The sequence below is a fragment of the Pontibacter sp. HJ8 genome (genome assembly GCF_054824225.1).
Map to the genome: position 1 here is coordinate 1 of NZ_JSYF01000283.1, position 2,818 is coordinate 2,818.

1 protein-coding gene and 1 pseudogene are annotated in these 2,818 nt (G+C 53.5%); both read right to left on the bottom strand.

Features of this window, described 5'->3' with window-relative positions:
* Positions 1-287: pseudogene (locus OB13_RS13095) on the bottom strand (hypothetical protein); the annotation flags it as partial.
* A 166-nt stretch (positions 288-453) separates the two neighbouring features.
* On the bottom strand, positions 454-2,818 hold a 2,365-nt coding region (locus OB13_RS13100), incomplete at its 5' end, for a WD40/YVTN/BNR-like repeat-containing protein (RefSeq protein ID WP_461490616.1).

Below are 2,818 nucleotides of genomic sequence, written 5' to 3' on the forward strand. Positions count from 1 at the left end.
AGCAGGAGGAAAGCGTATAACTTATACACTACCATGGAATCAAAGGTCAAAGGGCTAAGCCGCACAATGGCTGTCCCAAAATATCTGCCGGACCAGTTCAGATAATATACTAGTTGAGCAGTAAGGAAATCGAGCGAGGTATCCCGTATGGCAAAGCTGAAATCATCTGCAGTAGGGTGAATGTACAAGGTGAGTAACAAAAACGGCAACAATGAATAAAGCCCTATACCTATCAGGAGTAGAAAAATATAAGTACGCGCACGGCTCTCCGGGTATTGCAATGACATAGAGAAGATGGTTTTATAGCAAATTTAAATGTAGCAAGATTTAGCAGCAGATTTGGAAAATTTATTTTCAAAACCTTTTGCAGCCGATTCTATAAAGGCTTGGAGGTATAAAACAAGAAAGGCAGCCTCATCGGGCTGCCTTTCTTGTTTTATGATAATCTATACCTTAGCTTCTTGTTCTGCGTTCCGGTGCTTTCAACGTGAACTCGGAAGTAGCCTTGCTACCATCGGCAGTTTCTACTTCTACGGTATACTTACCGGGCTGCAGGTAGATGACCTTGTTGTCAGCAGCTGTCACTTTCACTGCTTCATCGCCTTCTTTTTTGCTGGCGTTCAGGGCCGTTTCATAGGCTTTGCTGTTGGCTTCTGCTACCGAGAGGTTATAGGCGACGTAGTTCAGCCCTCGCTCACTCTCATCTTTCAGCTCCTGTAGTACTTGTCCTTTCTCTGTCTTGATACGGATGGTCGTGGTACCAGCCTGCGAGGTATAGAACGGTATCTCCAGGTTTGGCTCCATGGCTTGTCCCCAGGCCCCGCGGCTTCTTCCCCAGAAGGTACTGTGCTGCATTGGCTGGAAAGAAAACAGGTGCAGTTTTTGGTTCCTGATCTCCGGTGTCAGTTGCTGCAGGTGATCCACGTTTGCAATGTAGATGGAGCGGCCGTGCGTACCAACCACCAGGTCATTGTCGCGTGGGTGTACTACCAGGTCGTGTACCGAAACAGCCGGCATACCATTGCGCATCTGCATGAAGCTTTTGCCTCTGTCCAGGGAGATGTATAGGCCGTGGTCGGTGCCCACGTAGAGCAGGTCCGGGTTTTTCGGATCTTCCTTTACGACGTTGATCGCCTCTTGTGGCAGGCCGCTTCCCAGGCGCTCCCACTTTTTGCCGTTGTCTTCCGACACGTACAGGTAAGGCGTGAAGTCATCCCAGCGGTACCCGTTGAGCGAGGTATAGACGCGGTTCTCTTTGTGGTTGGAAGCCACTACGGTCGATACCCACATGTTCTGCGGCAGTTTCTTGGAGATGTTCTCCCAGTTATACCCTCCGTCTCGTGAAACATGGATAGCCCCGTCGTCAGAACCAGTATAAAGCAAACCAAAGCGCAAAGGCGACTCGTTGATCGAGGTCAGGGTACCGAAACCCACATCACCTTTGAGACCGCCATTGGTCAGGTCACCGGAAAGCGTCTGCATGTCTTCGCCCTTCTTCATAGAGCGGTGGAACTTGTTGGAGCCGAAGTAGAGGATATCCTGGTTGTGGCGGCTCAGGTGGATCGGGCTTTCCCAGTTGAAGCGCAGTGGCGTTTCGCCCAGCTCATGGCTTGGCTTCACAGACACACGCTCGCCGGTACGCTTGTTCACGCGGGCATAATTGCCATACTGGGATCCCAGGTATACCGTGTTGTTGTCGCGGGTGTCGATCTGCACCATCATGCCGTCGCCACCACCCAGACGCTGGTAGGGGTAGCGGCCGGTCTGTGTCCAGTCGGAGCTGAACTTGTAGTTGCTCGGACCATACCACGTGCCGTTGTCCTGCAGGCCGCCATACACGTTGTACGGTTTTTCCATGTCGACTGCGATGGCATAAAACTGACCCACGGAAGGCGTGTTGGCGATGGCCCAGGTTTTGCCGTCGTCGTAGGTGATGTTGAGGCCACCGTCGTTGCCATTGATGAGGTAACCGGGCTTGTCGGGGCTCACCCACAACGCCTGGTGGTCGGAGTGTACATTGTCCCCTTCGATGTTGCGGAAAGTTTTGCCGCCGTCATCCGATGTCAGGATCGGCACACCCAGGATGTAGATCTTATCCGGGTTGTAAGGTGCTACCCGAACGACACCAAAGTAGTAGCCGTAGCTCGAGTACATGTCGTCGATGGGCTTGTCGTGCGTCTTCTTCCAGGTTTTGCCGCCATCGTCCGAACGGTATACCTCCGCCCCTTTCACTGGAGCTTCCGTGGTCACGGACAGCGGGTCAACCAGGTATTCTGCCAGCGCAGCCGGCTTAATCTTGCCGCTCTTCACATCGGCCTTCACTGTTTTGGCGCTATACCTGGCCGGGAAGCGGTTGTTGTCCAGGAAGTCGTTCAGGGCTTTGTCGTTCAGGGCCAGAAAAGCCTCTGCCGTCATACCTTTGAATTGCTCCTGTTGCAGCTCGCCTGCCTTGGACTCCTTCTTCTCCGCCGGACGCAGTTCCTGGTTATCCAGGAAAGCGTAGAGGATGTTCGGGTTGCCCGGGAACAGGCTTAGACCGATGCGGCCTACGCCCTCCGAAGTCGGGAAGCCGCTGCCAGCGGTTGTGACGCGGGTCCAAGTATTGCCGCCATCGGTAGACTTATGTATACCGGATGTTTTGCCGCCCTCCACAAAGTCCCAGGCGCGGCGCTCCCGGTGCCACATGGCCGCATACACGTTGTTGGGGTTCTGTGGGTCAACTTCCAGGTCAATGGCGCCTGTGTTCTCGTCAAGGTATAAGGTCTTCTTCCAGGTCTTGCCGCCGTCGGTGGTTTTGTACACGCCACGGTCTTTGTTG